13 protein-coding genes are annotated in these 14,070 nt (G+C 35.3%); 9 read left to right on the top strand and 4 right to left on the bottom strand.

Annotated features, from left to right (window positions below):
* Positions 1-257 precede the first annotated feature (257 nt).
* Genes DNC80_RS06275 through metG form a run of 3 tightly spaced genes read right to left on the bottom strand, consistent with a single transcriptional unit; the run spans position 258 to position 3,952 of the window.
* Entirely contained in the window at positions 258-947 is a 690-nt protein-coding gene (locus DNC80_RS06275; RefSeq protein WP_182650163.1) for an HAD family hydrolase, read from the bottom strand.
* Between the two features lie 36 nt (positions 948-983).
* Positions 984-1,880 carry a DMT family transporter gene (locus tag DNC80_RS06270; RefSeq protein WP_182650161.1) on the bottom strand — a complete coding sequence of 299 codons (897 nt, stop codon included), beginning with the start codon at positions 1,878-1,880 and terminating at the stop codon, positions 984-986.
* 14 nt (positions 1,881-1,894) lie between these two features.
* Positions 1,895-3,952, bottom strand: a complete 2,058-nt coding sequence (gene metG / locus DNC80_RS06265) for a methionine--tRNA ligase (RefSeq protein ID WP_182650159.1) — start codon at positions 3,950-3,952, stop codon at positions 1,895-1,897.
* A gap of 419 nt (positions 3,953-4,371) precedes the next feature.
* Here metG and DNC80_RS06260 point away from each other — a divergent pair, with 419 nt between their 5' ends.
* The 9 genes from DNC80_RS06260 to DNC80_RS06220 all read left to right on the top strand — a co-directional run bounded on the left by DNC80_RS06260 (position 4,372) and on the right by DNC80_RS06220 (position 12,802).
* Positions 4,372-4,542, top strand: coding sequence for a hypothetical protein (locus DNC80_RS06260; RefSeq protein ID WP_182650157.1), 171 nt, complete (start codon positions 4,372-4,374; stop codon positions 4,540-4,542).
* Between the two features lie 112 nt (positions 4,543-4,654).
* Positions 4,655-5,194: a hypothetical protein gene (locus tag DNC80_RS06255; protein ID WP_182650156.1), complete on the top strand. Its 540-nt coding sequence runs from the start codon at positions 4,655-4,657 to the stop codon at positions 5,192-5,194.
* Positions 5,195-5,653: 459 nt separating this feature from the next.
* Positions 5,654-6,925 (top strand): serine--tRNA ligase, encoded by a 1,272-nt coding sequence (gene serS, locus DNC80_RS06250; RefSeq protein WP_182650154.1) that lies wholly within the window; start codon positions 5,654-5,656, stop codon positions 6,923-6,925.
* A 77-nt stretch (positions 6,926-7,002) separates the two neighbouring features.
* Positions 7,003-8,793, top strand: coding sequence for a hypothetical protein (locus DNC80_RS06245; RefSeq protein WP_182650152.1), 1,791 nt, complete (start codon positions 7,003-7,005; stop codon positions 8,791-8,793).
* Between the two features lie 116 nt (positions 8,794-8,909).
* Positions 8,910-9,224, top strand: a complete 315-nt coding sequence (locus DNC80_RS06240) for a DUF4286 family protein (protein WP_182650150.1) — start codon at positions 8,910-8,912, stop codon at positions 9,222-9,224.
* A gap of 116 nt (positions 9,225-9,340) precedes the next feature.
* Complete coding sequence (gene rsmA / locus DNC80_RS06235; protein ID WP_182650148.1) at positions 9,341-10,120, top strand: 16S rRNA (adenine(1518)-N(6)/adenine(1519)-N(6))-dimethyltransferase RsmA; 780 nt, start codon at positions 9,341-9,343, stop codon at positions 10,118-10,120.
* A complete protein-coding gene (gene mgtE / locus DNC80_RS06230) occupies positions 10,110-11,462 on the top strand; it encodes a magnesium transporter (protein ID WP_182650145.1) in 1,353 nt (450 codons plus the stop codon). The genes rsmA and mgtE overlap by 11 nt, the downstream gene beginning before the upstream one ends.
* 93 nt (positions 11,463-11,555) lie before the next feature.
* Entirely contained in the window at positions 11,556-12,332 is a 777-nt protein-coding gene (gene proC / locus DNC80_RS06225; RefSeq protein WP_182650142.1) for a pyrroline-5-carboxylate reductase, read from the top strand.
* A gap of 32 nt (positions 12,333-12,364) precedes the next feature.
* Positions 12,365-12,802, top strand: coding sequence for a hypothetical protein (locus DNC80_RS06220; RefSeq protein WP_182650140.1), 438 nt, complete (start codon positions 12,365-12,367; stop codon positions 12,800-12,802).
* 69 nt (positions 12,803-12,871) lie between these two features.
* On the opposite strand, the gene nhaA is transcribed toward DNC80_RS06220, so the two are convergent.
* A complete protein-coding gene (nhaA, locus tag DNC80_RS06215; protein WP_182650138.1) occupies positions 12,872-14,032 on the bottom strand; it encodes a Na+/H+ antiporter NhaA in 1,161 nt (386 codons plus the stop codon).
* Positions 14,033-14,070 lie beyond the last annotated feature (38 nt).

The raw sequence follows: 14,070 nt of genomic DNA, 5'->3' as shown, positions 1-14,070 counted from the left end.
AAACTAATGCAAACATTAAATTTTTCATTTTTTATGATTTTTAAATTCTTTGCAAATTTACAACATATATTTTGATGAGAAATTTCAATCAGTTAATTATGCAATATTTACTTTTAATTCTATAAATTACCAGCAACACTAAGGGATTGATAAAAAATTAACGAATATTTTTTTGCATATATTTTTTATAACTCGAAAAAAAATAAAATCAATGTTTTTAAAATGCGGTTCTGCATTCAGAAAATAAATTTTAAAGGCTAAAATTGTATAAAAGGTAATACATCTGTTAGCTTTTCTATAGTTCGAAAATTAGGGTGCTCTACTTTGTGATCAATTTTTTCATGTGCCCAAGTGGTATGAAATGGTATATGAACGGCATATCCACCTATGGCTAAAACAGGGAGAACATCCGATTTTAATGAATTTCCTATCATGAAAAATTCAGAGGGTTGAATTTCTAATCGTTTAATCAAGTCTGTATAATCAATTTCCTGCTTATCTGACATCACTTCAATATGATGAAAATAATGGCCTAACCCAGAATTGTGTAATTTTCTGCGCTGGTCTAATAAATCGCCTTTGGTGGCCACCACCAGTTTGTATTTTCCGTGTAAGGCTTGTAGGGTTTCTTGAACACCATCTAGTAAAACAATAGGTTTTTCTAAAAGTTCTTTGCCGTACTGAATGATTTTTTCAATTATTTCAATCGGAATCGTGTTGTTCGAAATATTCATTGCAGCCTCAATCATCGACAAAATGTAGCCTTTTATTCCGTATCCATACAGTTTTAAATTAGCTATTTCGACCTTAAATAATTCTTGTGAAAGTCCTTGATGTGACAAATAATCACTCATTAGTGCACAAAATTTTTCTTCGGTTTCTAGAAAATAGGTTTCGTTGATAAACAAGGTGTCATCAGCATCAAAAGCAATTACTTTTAGGTTCATTTTTGTTTTATTTTGATAATAAATGAGGTTTTTCTTTTAACTTGTAGCTGTTTTAGAAAAGACTTTTTTCATTGAAATTGTTTTCGAATAAAAGGTAATTCGGATTCCCAAAAGTAAAATAATTCCTCCTATAATCATTTGCAGTGTGATTATTTCATCTAAAAATAACCAAGCTAAAATAGCAGTCAAAACGGCTTGGGCGAGCAAGCTCAAAGATACTCTTGTGGCGCGCATGTGTTGTGTGGCATAACTAAGCGATAACCATGCTAAAAGTTGGCAAACTACTGCTTGGATCAACAAGACCAACCAACCAGCATTAGAAAATCCGGAAAAAGGTTCTTTTAACATTAAACAGAGAATTCCTAAATATATACTTGAAGAAATTAGGCTGACGGTCATAAATGAAAGCACGTCTACTGTAGAAAGTACTTTTTTGCTGATTAATAAGTAAATAGCATATAAAATACCCGATAGCACGGCTAACAGGAAAGCGGTGTCAAAATTCAGTTCAATAAAAAACTGAAAACCAACTAGCATAATCATTCCGACCAATGAGATTACAGTTCCAATCCAAAAATTAGTAGCGGGTTTTGTTTTTAAAAATAAAAAGGAACCAATCCCAACCCATAGCGGTGATAAATTAGTAAGCAGTGAAGCCTGAGTAGCACTAGATTCTTGAATGGCAATATTCCAAACGGCAACATCAGAGGCAAATAAAATTCCGCATATTATGGCAGGAATTAATACTTTGAAAGTTGGAAGCTTGAATTTTTTTGTAATTATGACATAAGGCAATAGCAAGGTTACTGCAATTGCCATTCTATAAAAAGCCGAAATTAGTCCGGGAGTTAACCGAAGTTTTATTAATATTGGAAAAATCGAAATGCAGAGTATCCCAACAATTAAGGCTAATTGCGGCTTTTTTATTTTCATTTTATAATTTTTTTTTAATTGATGGTCTCGCCATTCCCTACGCCATCCGTATCTGGATTTACAAACACTAGTTTTCCTTCAGCATTAGTAGTCATCAAAATCATTCCTTGACTTTCTACACCACGAAGGTTTCTTGGGGCTAGATTCACGAGAACCGTCACGCGTTTTCCAACGATATCTTCTGGTTTAAAACTCTCTGCGATTCCCGAAACTATTGTGCGAACATCAATTCCAGTATCCACCTTTAAAATCAAAAGTTTGTTGGCTTTTGGCATTTTTTCGGCTTCTAAGATGGTTCCTGTGCGGATATCCATTTTGGCAAAATCCTCAAACTGAATCAGCTCTTTTTGTGGTTCAGCTACTTTATTCTCGGCTTTGTTAGCCGTTTTGGTTGCTTCCAATTTATCTATTTGTTTTTGGATTTCCTCGTCTTCAATTTTAGAAAAAAGTAATTCGGCTTGACCAATTTGGTGACCAGCGGGTAATAAATTCCAATCTTCAAATTCCAAATTCCAATTGTTGATGTTGATATGCAACATTCTTGACAATTTTACAGAAGTAAAAGGCAAGAACGGTTCACAAATGGAACTCAAAGCAGCAGCAATTTGTAAGGCCACATACATTTGTGTTTTTACACGCTCAGGATTGTCCTTAATCATTTTCCAAGGCTCTTCATCAGCTAAATATTTATTTCCGAGTCGTGCCACATTCATCATTTCGCCAAGCGCTTCTCTAAATCTATATCTTTCGATAGAACTAGAAATCACCGATGGATAGGCTTTCAATTCAGCCAAAGTTTGTTCGTCTACCTCAGATAATTCGTTAGGAGTAGGAACAATTCCGTCGTAATATTTATTGGTTAAAACCACCACGCGATTGATGAAATTTCCAAAAATTGCCACTAATTCATTGTTGTTTCTAGCTTGAAAGTCTTTCCAAGTAAAATCATTATCCTTCGTTTCAGGTGCATTTGATGTTAAGGCATAACGCAATACATCTTGCTGATTTGGGAATTCTTCTAAATATTCGTGCAACCAAACGGCCCAGTTTTTAGACGTAGATAATTTATTGCCCTCTAAGTTCAAGAATTCATTGGCAGGAACATTATCCGGTAAGATATAACTTCCTTCAGCTTTTAACATCGCTGGGAAAATAACACAGTGAAATACAATATTGTCTTTCCCTATAAAGTGAACCAGTTTTGTGTCTTGATCTTTCCAGTACGGTTCCCAATCTTTTCCTTCGCGCAAAGCCCATTCTTTCGTAGCCGATATGTATCCAATAGGCGCATCAAACCACACGTATAATTTTTTTCCTTCGGCACCTTCAACAGGAACATCAATTCCCCAGTCTAGGTCACGTGTTACCGCACGAGGTTCTAATCCGCCGTCAATCCAGGATTTTACTTGTCCGTAAACATTCGGTTTCCAGTCGTTTTTATGTCCTACAAGAATCCATTCTTTCAAGAAATCTTCATAACGGTCTAGAGGCAAGAACCAGTGTTTCGTTGCTTTCATGATGGGAGTTTCTCCCGTAATGGTCGATTTTGGATTAATCAAATCGGTAGCATTAAGCGTAGAACCACATTTTTCGCACTGATCGCCGTATGCTTCTTCATTGCCACATTTTGGGCAAGTTCCCATTACAAAACGATCTGCTAAAAATTGATCTGCTTTGGCATCATACAATTGCTCGGTTACTTCTTCAATAAAATCGCCTTGTTCGTACAATTTTTTGAAAAATTCCGAAGCCGTATCATGATGAATTTTAGCCGAAGTTCTAGAATAATTATCAAATGAAATTCCAAAATCAGAGAACGATTTACGAATGATTCCATCATATTTATCGATTACTTGCTGAGGGGTAATGCCTTCTTTTTTGGCTTTCATAGAGATAGCCACACCGTGTTCATCGCTTCCGCAAACAAACAAAACGTCTCTTCCTTGCAATCTTAAATATCTGGAATAAATGTCTGACGGTACGTAAACACCCGCCAAATGACCAATGTGAATCGGTCCGTTCGTATACGGCAATGCCGCTGTAATCGTATATCTTTTTGGATTCTGTATCATGTGTTGCTAATATTATTTTTTTATTTGTCACATGTAATTCGCCTAGCACGACGGGATGTATCACCCATTTTTTTGCTACGCTCATTTCATGATTCAATTTTATTGAGTGCAAAAATAAGCAATAGAATTTTATTTGAAGCTATTTAGCTTTGCTGAATCTGCGATGTCCCACTATCCGTTGCAATCTTATTGTTTTTAAAGAAAAAACAATAAGGATTTCCACTGCTATCGGGGCTAGGGGAATAGTTATTTTCAGTCTATTTGTCATTCTAAGGAACGAGGAATCTCTAGTTCAAGAACAACTAAATTCGATATTAAAACAGCAAAATGCCGAAAAATAGTTTCCTTTGCATCGTTTTAAGTTTGTGATTGTGATAACAGTCTCAAATGGCAAACACTATTAAATAAGTCTCTACATCATGCCTAAAGGACCCGAAAAAAACACCAAAAATAAAGCGTTGCACACCAAATTACTCAATAGGAAAAAGGCAAAATTGCAAGAAGAGAAAGCAGCAAAAGCAGCACGCTTAAAGGCATTGGTAGCCAAAATGAATCAGAAAAAGATCAATAATGAATCGGATGGCATTTAATTTAAAGGAAAATAAATCTGTGCTAATCTTTGCAATCTGTGGTTAAAACAAATATTTCGATTCCTCAGTATTTTACCCGAAATTTGCAACTTAAATTTAAAACGCAACCCAAATGGAATTCGGAAAAATTATCATCTCAGAAAACGCTGCTCAAAGTGAAAACCCACAAGACATAATTAACTCAAACATTTCAGTGATCAATTTAATGCGTGAAGAGAAAATTGATGACGATTTGATTCACGAAGATGCGTTGATGAGTTATTATTTGGATTTTTATGTAGCGCAACATGTTGATGGAAATTTTGCACAATTCGTTCACCGCTCCGGATGGAATAAGGAATTAAATGAACTTATTGAAGAAGGTTTGGCCTTGATTGAAGCACCAAAACATCTAGAATTATTCCAGCAACAATCTAAAAAAGTAAGTTTAATGAGCACTGTAAAGCTCAATAAATTTTTACAAGGAAAATTAGAAGGAGTTAATCTCACTAGAGATGCGCTCAACACCGATACTTTTTTCGAAATAGAAGAAAATATAGTAGAACTTAATGCTGCTTTTTTAATGTCGCACCCTGATCTTGAAGTGCTTTCTATAGACGATATGTTTGCAACTCTTGAAGCTTTTGTAGGTCACGAGATTAAAAGAGAGTAGAGTTATTTCGCAAAGACACACAAAAAAAATACAAAGTAGCGCAAAGATTTCTGCAAAAAACTTCGTGAATTTTTGTGGCCGTTTAGTGTATCTTTAGAGTATCTTCGTGAAATAGCCTTTCCTATTAAAAAAGAGTAGAGTTATTTTGCAAAGACACAACAAGAAAAACACAAATCAGCGCAAAGATTTCTGCAAAAAACTTCGTGAATCTTTGTGGCTCTTTAGTGAATCTTCGTGAAATAGCCTTTCCTATTAAAAAAGAGGAGTTATTTTGCAAAGACACACCAAGAAAAACACAGATCAGCGCAAAGATTTCTGTAAAAAACTTCGTGAATCTTTGTGGCTCTTATGCGAATCTTCGTGAAATAAATTTTCCTAAAAAACTTTGTCCCAATCTTATCAAACATTTCCTTAAATTTGCTTCCATAATCATATAAGTTAGCGCAAAAAAATCAAGCTATGTTACAAATTGCATTTATTAGAGAGAATCAAGAAAAAGTAATCAATGCTTTGGCCAAAAGAAATTTGGATGCCAAGAGTGTTGTTGAAGAAGTGGTACAACTAGATGAAAAACGTCGCGCTACGCAAGTAGAGCTTGACACTATTTTATCTGAATCTAATAAATTATCCAAAGATATTGGCGAATTGATGAAAGCGGGTGAGAAATCAAAAGCCGCAATCCTAAAAGAAAAAACAGTTTTAAACAAAGAGAAAAGCAAAGCACTAGCCGAAACAGCTGAGGCACTAGCCGCTGAACTTTTAGAAAAATTATACACACTGCCTAATCTTCCAGCTGATATCGTTCCTGAGGGTAAAACTCCCGAGGAAAACGTAAACGTTTTTGAAGAAGGTGCCGTTCCAGTTTTGCATGAAGGTGCACAACCACATTGGGATTTGGTAAAAAAATACGACATAATTGATTTTGAATTGGGAGTAAAAATCACTGGAGCAGGATTTCCAGTTTATAAAGGTAAAGGCGCTCGTTTGCAACGTGCCTTGATCAATTATTTCTTAGATAAAAATACGGCAGCAGGTTACAATGAAGTTCAGGTTCCGCACATGGTCAATGAAGCATCTGCTTATGGAACAGGACAATTGCCAGACAAAGAAGGGCAAATGTACCATGATAAAACAGATGATTTGTATTTGATTCCAACGGCTGAGGTTCCTGTTACTAATTTGTTTCGTGATGTAATCCTCAACGAAAATGAATTGCCAGTATTGACTACGGCTTATACGCCATGTTTCCGTCGTGAAGCAGGTTCTTACGGTGCTCATGTACGTGGTTTAAACCGTTTGCACCAATTTGACAAAGTCGAAATTGTACGTGTAGAGCATCCTGATAAGTCTTACGAAGCACTTGATGGAATGGTAGAACATGTCAAAGATATCTTGAGGGATTTGAAATTACCGTACCGTGTTTTACGTCTTTGTGGCGGGGATATGGGTTTCACTTCAGCATTGACGTATGATTTTGAAGTTTTTTCTACCGCACAAGACCGTTGGTTAGAGATTAGTTCAGTTTCTAATTTTGAGACTTTTCAAGCCAATCGTTTGAAATTGCGTTTCAAAGACAAAGATGGAAAAAACCAATTGGCACACACCTTAAACGGAAGCGCGCTGGCCTTACCAAGAGTTATGGCTGGAATATTAGAAAATTACCAAACTCCTGAGGGAATTGTAATTCCAGAGGTATTACGTCCTTACTGTGGATTTGATATTATAAATTAATTAGTTTGCGGTTATCAGTCACAGTTGACAACGCTGTGACTGAAAACTGTGACTGCAACTAAACACGAATATTGATAATGAAAAAGCTCTTTCTGTATATCACTTTGTCATTCTCGCTATTTGCTTTTGCCCAAAACGAGCAATTAGCACAGTATTATTATGACAAAGGCGATTTTGAAAAAGCAAAAATCAATTATGAAGAACTTTTAAAAGAGACACCTCAAAATTCGCTCTATTTTCTAAGATCAATAGATTGTTTACAACAATTGCAGCAGTTTGAAAACGCTCAAAACGCACTTCAGCTCAGGTATGATAAATACCAGCAGCCAACTATTTTAGTTGAACTTGGCTATAATTATCAGTTGCAAAAAAACGAAAGTAAGGCAACGCCTTACTACGAAAGAGCTTTAGAATCCATAAAGAAAAATCCAAATGATGTTTACGGTGTTGCCAATGCGTTTGAACGTAAAGTGCTCCTTGAATATGCATTGAAAGCATATAAAATGGTCTCTGGAACGCAGGAAAATTTCAATTTCAATTATCAAATAGGGTTGCTCTACGGTCAAATGGCAAATATGGAACTTATGGTTGCTACTTTTCTAGACGAAGCGTACACAAATCCAGAAAACTCCATTAGGATTCAAAACCAATTAGTACGCTTTATGGTTGATGAAGGAGATGCTAATTTCAATGACATTTTGCGTAAAGCATTGATAATAAGAACTCAAAAAACACAAGATATTTTCTGGAATCGTTTTTTAAGTTGGTTTTATGTACAGCAAAAAGAATTTGATAAGGCATTTATACAAGAAAAGGCCATTTACAAACGCAATCCCGAAACGCTTGCTAATATTGTAAGTCTAGGACAACAAGCCATTCAAGAAGACAAAACCGATGCCGCTATTGAGATTTTAAATTTTGTGTTGCAAAACTCACAGGACAAGGAGTTATTGGTCCAAGCTAATACGTACTTAATACGAATGAAAATTGAAAAAGCATCAGCTACTGATTACCCAGCAATCAATCTGGTGCTAGAGGATTTGCTAAAACAATTCGGGATAAGTCCTTTTACGCTATCTTTGCAACTTATTCAAGCTCATTTTACAGCATTCAATTTAAAAAAACCAGAGGAGGCTAAAAAAATTATTAAGTCTGCCCTTGAAATGCAGATGAATGAATATGAAATAGCACAAACAAAAATGGAGTTGGCTGATATTTTACTTTATGAAGAAAAATTCAACCAAGCATTATTGTACTATTCTCAAATTGAATTGGATTTAAAGAATGATGTTGTAGCTCATGAAGCCAGTTTAAAAGCAGCCAAAACAAGCTATTTTAAAACCGATTTTGAATGGGCCTTGAAACAATTTAAGGAGTTAAAAGCAGCTAATACACAGTTGATTGCAAATGATGCCTTAGAGTATTACTTGCTGATAAATGACAATACCGTTGCTGATTCTACTCAAACGGCCTTAAAACAATTTGCAAAAGGAGATTACCTCTTGTATCAAAATAGAGATGAGGAAGCCATTGTTCAATTTCAATCACTGTTACAAAAAAAGACAGGTGAGCAAGCTAATGAGATTGAAGCGGTTACGTTGTTGAGATTGGGTAAAATTTATGAAAAAAAATCCGATTTTGTTTTGGCTTTAAGCCAATACCAAAAAATAATAGAAACACACAAAGAAAGCATTTACATTGACGAAGCCTTATTTTATGCGGCCGAAATAAACAATAAAAAACTACAACAACCCGAAATTGCTAAGCCATTGTATGAGAAAATAATTTTTAATCATCAAGATAGTATCCATTTTGTGCCGGCCCGCAAAGAATATCGCATGCTAAGAGGAGATACTGTAATACAGTAAATGATGGGTGCAAAACTAGGCTTTACATTATGGCAACCGTTGTTCTAGAATATTAATTTTTTTTAACCCTACTATCCCTGGTAGGTTTTCCCTTTTTTTAGGGTCAGGGTCAGTTTATGATTATATACAATGTCACTACAAATATACATGAAAGCGTACACGATCAATGGATGATCTGGATGCAACACAAACACATTCCTGAAATCTTGGCAACTGGATTGTTTTCATCAGCCCGATTGGTTCGCGTATTGGTTGAAGAAGAAATGGGAGGAGTAACCTACTCTGTACAATATGAAACAGAAAGTAAGGAGACCTTGCAGCGTTATTATCAAGAGCATGCACCGGGTTTCCGTGAAGAGGGCGCTCGATTATTTGGAGATAAAATGCTAGCTTTTAGAACTGAACTTGAGTTAATTGGGGATTATAAATAAATAGCGTAATCTTGTAAACACCTAGTATCCAGATTAAAAAACGGATCACAGATACAATATAAACTTTATGCCTTAGTGGCAAAATAAATACATACTGAAATAAGTTCAGCAAAAAAATGGAAAAAGTAACCGCCAAAAAACACTTAGGACAACACTTTCTCAAAGATGAAAGTATAGCTAAGGATATTGCTGACACGCTAAACCTAGAAGGGTATGAGGATGTCTTAGAAATAGGTCCGGGAATGGGAGTTTTGACAAAATATTTATTGGATAAACCTGTAAACACTTACGTTATTGAAATTGATACCGAGTCAGTAACCTATTTGGATGCAAATTATCCAAAATTGAAAGATAAAATTATCTCTAAAGATTTCTTGAAATACAACATCAATGAAATTTTTGAAGGGAAACAGTTTGCTATAATTGGGAACTTCCCGTATAATATTTCAACACAAATTGTTTTTAGAACATTAGAATACAAAGAACAAATACCAGAGTTTGCAGGTATGTTTCAAAAAGAAGTAGCACAACGTATTTGTGAAAAGAAAGGAACAAAGGCCTATGGAATTCTTTCGGTATTAGTACAAGCTTTTTATGATGCAGAGTATTTGTTTACCGTAGACGAAAATGTTTTTAATCCGCCACCCAAAGTAAAATCAGGTGTTTTAAGGTTACGCCGTAAAAAAGATTATAGTTTGCCTTGCGGCGAAAAATTATTTTTCACAGTAGTTAAAACCGCTTTTCAGCAAAGACGTAAAACGTTACGAAACAGCTTAAAGACCTTAAATTTGTCAGATACCTTACGTGAGGATGAAATTTTCAACCTTCGTCCAGAACAATTAGATGTAGAACAATTTATTTCACTCACACAAAAAATAGAAGCCGATGGAGTTTAAAATCAGCAAAGTACTAATTCAGGAATTAGAGCAACTCATTCAAAACAAGAACGACCAGCAACTGGAAGTGTTATTGAATGACATGCACCATGCTGATATTGCCGAAATTCTAGATGAGCTGGACTTTAACGAAGCTACTTACATCTTTAAAGTTTTAGACAGTGAGAAAACCGCCGAAATTCTTCTAGAACTAGAAGATGATTTGCGTGAAAACATATTAAGCAGGCTTTCGCCAAAGGAAATTGCAGAAGAATTAGATGAACTTGAAACCAATGATGCTGCGGATATTATTGCAGAACTTTCGCAAGACTTAAAAGCCGAAGTAATATCAGAGCTTCAGGATGTGGAGCATGCCAAAGATATTGTTGATTTATTGCGCTATGATGAGGACACCGCTGGTGGAATCATGCACAAGGAGTTGGTTAAAGTCAATGAAAACTGGAATGTACTTACGTGCGTGAAAGAAATGCGCATTCAGGCCGAAAATATATCCAGAGTACATTCTATTTACGTGGTAGATGATGAAGACCGTTTAAAAGGGCGTTTGTCACTTAAGGATTTGTTGACTACTTCGTCTAGAACACCTATTAATGATGTTTATATTCGAAAATTAAACTCGGTAAAAGTAGATACAGAGGATGTTGAGGTGGCTCGTATTATGCAGAAGTACGATTTAGAAGCCATTCCAGTTGTGGACGAATTAGGAAGGTTAGTAGGTAGAATTACCATTGATGACATTGTAGATGTAATTAAGGACGAAGCCGATGAAGATTACCAGTTAGCAGCGGGTATATCACAAGACGTAGAAGCTGATGATAGCATATTTGAGCATACAAAAGCGAGGTTACCATGGTTGGTTTTAGCGCTTTTAGGTGGTTTTATTTCGGTAAAAGTGTTGGGACTTTTTGAAGGTGCCATGCTACAACACGGAAACTTATTCTTTTTTACACCACTTATTGCGGCTATGGCGGGGAATGTAGGTGTACAATCTTCGGCTATTATTGTGCAAGGTTTGGCTAATAATACCTTGAGTGGTTCCTTGTTTAATAGGTTGATAAAAGAAGTTTCATTGAGCTTATTAAACGGTGTAATATTGGCTTCTATATTGTTTATAGGAAGTCATTTTTTATTAAATGTTGAGATTATTATTGGGGTTATTGTAACCACTGCACTCATATCAGTAATAATTATTGCATCATTAATTGGAACTTCTATTCCGTTATTGCTAGATAAATTTGGGATTGATCCAGCTTTAGCAACAGGGCCTTTTATTACCACTAGCAACGATATTTGCGGAATTTTAATTTATTTTTCGATAGCAAAAATAATTTTAGGATTCTAAAAAAATATAGTCATTTAACTAACTAACCAACACTTTTCCATGATAATTCCCTTTCTTTTAGAGAGGGTTTGGGAGAGGAAAACCACAACTAGCATGAAAGTACATATTATTGGAGGGGGAAACCTAGGTGTAGCAATTGCACTGGGATTGTCTCAGTTTTCACCAGAAAACAAGATTACCATAACTAGAAGAAATGTATCTTCAATTACGTATCTCGAAAAATTAGGTGCCACTGTTACCAGTAATAATGTACATCAAATAGAAGAGGCGGATGTCATTATTTTGACTATAAAACCTTATCAAGTAGATATGGTATTGACTGAAATTCTGCCTTATGTGTCTCAAAAAATTGTAGCATCAGCTGTAAGTGGATTATCTATAGAGAAATTGCAAGAAAAAATAGGGAATACAAATAGTGCTATTCGGATAATGCCCAATATAGCGGCACAGTTCGGAGCTTCAGCAACCTGTATTGCTTTTCATGAAAAAGATACAATGCAAGCGCAGCAAGTTGTATCGCTATTCCACACATTAGGCACAGCTCCAATTATTGACGAAAAATTGATGGATGCAGCAACGGTTCTTGCAGCCAGCGGAACTGCATTTGCGTTGCGTTATATTCGTGCTTCTATGCAAGCGGGTATCGAAATAGGTTTTGATTGGCAAACCGCCCTCGCTATTTCGGCGCAAACTGTAAAAGGTGCAGCACAAATGCTTTTGGAAGAAAAAATACATCCGGAACAATTAATAGATAGAGTTACTACGCCGCAAGGTTGCACTATTGCGGGGTTGAATGAAATGGAGATGCATGGTTTTAGTTCGTCCTTAATTAAAGGAATAAAAACTTCTTTGAAGCAGATTAAGGGATAAAAGCATCAACTATAACTAAAAAAAACTTGATTATGAATCCAGGGACACTATTAATTAGAACGTCAAAAAGTACTGATATTTACAACAAGTCTTATCATTACAATGTAAAAATTGCAAATGCATTAGATTGTGAAATGAACTATAAAAATAACCGTAAAGAAATAACGCTTGCTCCCGGAAAATATAGTCTGCTAATAGATGACGGCAAAACACAGCAAACGCAAGAAATCAACTTGAAAGCAGGCGAAATACAAACCTTTACTATCAATGCAAGTGTTACTTATCAATTAGGATTGGGTCTTTTGATAGGAATTCAAGTTGCTTTTGGAGCTTTTTTATGCTATCAATTTTTTGTTTTGGATAGATTTTTTTTACCTCAAATTATCATTTTTGTAGCAACAATGTTTTTGTTTACACGAGATAATTTTGGCAATAGTTTTGCCTTGTCTTTTTCTAAAAAACGTTTTTAATACACTAAAAAAACCCTCATTTTTAGTTCAAAAAATGAGGTTTTTTGGTTTTGAAGTATATAGATAATATTATATGGATTTTTTAATTTTTAGGGGTTTCAAATTAAATTTTAGCCATAAAAACCCAATGGTTCCTGCAATAAAAGAGGCTATTAAAATGGCAATTTTTGAATAGGTAATTACTTCTTCACCATCGTTTTTAAAAGCCAGTAAGGTTATAAAAATAGACATGGTAAATCCTATACCTCCTAGCATTCCTGCGCCCAGAATACTACTCCATTTTAAATCCTTTGGCAGTGTACAAATACCCAAACTTACCGCTAGAAATGAGAACAACCATATTCCCAAAGGTTTTCCCACTACAAGTCCTAAAATGATCCCTATCGTGTTGGCATGATTTAAACCTTCTTGCCAGTTAGCACTAATTGCAATTCCTGTATTTGCAACGGCAAACAGGGGAAGTATAAAAAAGGCAACAGGATAATGCAAGAAGTGTTGCAAACGGTAAGAAGATGTCTTTTTACTTCCATCTCCAAACGGGATCACAAAGGCCAATAATACTCCTGTTATGGTAGCATGGACTCCTGAATTTAGCATGAAGTACCACATGGCTGCTCCTCCTATCAAATATGGGTAGAGTTGGTGCACGTTGCGTCTGTTAAAAATGAACAAAATCCCCATAATGGCAAATGCAATTCCTAGATTGATGTAGTCAATACTTTCCGTGTAAAATACAGCAATGACTATTATGGCTCCTAAATCATCAATGACTGCCAATGCGGTTAAGAAAATTTTTAATGAAGTAGGAACTCTTTTGCCTAAAAGCGATAAAATTCCTATTGCAAACGCAATGTCTGTAGCCATAGGAATTCCGGCTCCGTTTTGTGTAAATGTACCAAAGTTTAGTAGTAAAAAAATTCCTGCTGGCACTAGCATTCCTCCCAAAGCCCCAAAAATGGGTAAAGCCGCATCTTTAATACTCGATAATTCTCCTTGATATATTTCTCGTTCTAATTCTAAACCTATCAATAAAAAGAAAATAGTCATTAAACCATCATTAATCCAGTGGGTAATAGAATGGTGTGCAATTTCGGTTTCCCAAAATGCAATATAATTGTCTTGTACGGCTGAGTTAGCCAATGCAATGGATAGTAAAGTCACAAAAAGTAATAAGATACCTCCTGCTTTTTCGCTTTCAAAAAAGGCTTTAAATGTTTTAGTTACTTTCATTATTTATTTTGAGTTTGCTTTGTAGGAGTGTGAAAAAT

The sequence above is a fragment of the Flavobacterium sp. SOK18b genome (assembly GCF_014156605.1).
Lineage (GTDB): Bacteria > Bacteroidota > Bacteroidia > Flavobacteriales > Flavobacteriaceae > Flavobacterium > Flavobacterium tiangeerense.
This window is presented reverse-complemented; position numbering and strand designations above follow the sequence as displayed.

Excerpts from the sequence above, each read along its gene's own strand:
- DNC80_RS06275 (WP_182650163.1), bottom strand. The coding sequence starts at position 947 with ATGAACCTAAAAGTAATTGCTTTTGATGCTGATGACACCTTGTTTATC.
- DNC80_RS06270 (WP_182650161.1), bottom strand. The coding sequence starts at position 1,880 with ATGAAAATAAAAAAGCCGCAATTAGCCTTAATTGTTGGGATACTCTGC.
- metG (WP_182650159.1), bottom strand. The coding sequence starts at position 3,952 with ATGATACAGAATCCAAAAAGATATACGATTACAGCGGCATTGCCGTAT.
- DNC80_RS06260 (WP_182650157.1), top strand. The coding sequence starts at position 4,372 with ATGCCTAAAGGACCCGAAAAAAACACCAAAAATAAAGCGTTGCACACC.
- DNC80_RS06255 (WP_182650156.1), top strand. The coding sequence starts at position 4,655 with ATGGAATTCGGAAAAATTATCATCTCAGAAAACGCTGCTCAAAGTGAA.
- serS (WP_182650154.1), top strand. The coding sequence starts at position 5,654 with ATGTTACAAATTGCATTTATTAGAGAGAATCAAGAAAAAGTAATCAAT.
- DNC80_RS06245 (WP_182650152.1), top strand. The coding sequence starts at position 7,003 with ATGAAAAAGCTCTTTCTGTATATCACTTTGTCATTCTCGCTATTTGCT.
- DNC80_RS06240 (WP_182650150.1), top strand. The coding sequence starts at position 8,910 with ATGATTATATACAATGTCACTACAAATATACATGAAAGCGTACACGAT.
- rsmA (WP_182650148.1), top strand. The coding sequence starts at position 9,341 with ATGGAAAAAGTAACCGCCAAAAAACACTTAGGACAACACTTTCTCAAA.
- mgtE (WP_182650145.1), top strand. The coding sequence starts at position 10,110 with ATGGAGTTTAAAATCAGCAAAGTACTAATTCAGGAATTAGAGCAACTC.
- proC (WP_182650142.1), top strand. The coding sequence starts at position 11,556 with ATGAAAGTACATATTATTGGAGGGGGAAACCTAGGTGTAGCAATTGCA.
- DNC80_RS06220 (WP_182650140.1), top strand. The coding sequence starts at position 12,365 with ATGAATCCAGGGACACTATTAATTAGAACGTCAAAAAGTACTGATATT.
- nhaA (WP_182650138.1), bottom strand. The coding sequence starts at position 14,032 with ATGAAAGTAACTAAAACATTTAAAGCCTTTTTTGAAAGCGAAAAAGCA.